This window comes from Anaerococcus lactolyticus ATCC 51172, from assembly GCF_000156575.1.
GTDB lineage: Bacteria > Bacillota > Clostridia > Tissierellales > Peptoniphilaceae > Anaerococcus > Anaerococcus lactolyticus.
The window spans coordinates 1-237 of sequence record NZ_GG666189.1 but is presented as its reverse complement, the minus strand read 5'-3'; the positions used below and the strand labels follow the sequence as shown (position 1 = coordinate 237).

Annotated in this window: 1 protein-coding gene; it reads right to left on the bottom strand. The window is 66.2% G+C overall.

Annotated elements, in window-relative coordinates:
* A partial coding sequence (locus tag HMPREF0072_RS11715) for a PQQ-dependent sugar dehydrogenase (RefSeq protein ID WP_004831059.1) occupies window positions 1-237 on the bottom strand: 237 nt, incomplete at both ends.

Below are 237 nucleotides of genomic sequence, written 5' to 3'. Positions count from 1 at the left end.
CCGTCCTTCTGGTCGGTGAGCAGGTAGAGATAGCCGTCCGGGCCCTGCCGCACGTCGCGGATGCGCACCCCGAGATCGCCCAGCAGGCGCTCTTCGTGGACGATCCGGTCGCCATCCAGTTGCAGGCGGATCAGTTCCTGCGTCGCCAGCGCGCCGATGAACAAATTATGCTGCCAGGCCGGGAAGCGCTGCGCATCGTAGAACGCCATGCCGCTGATCGCCGGCGACTTCTCCCAG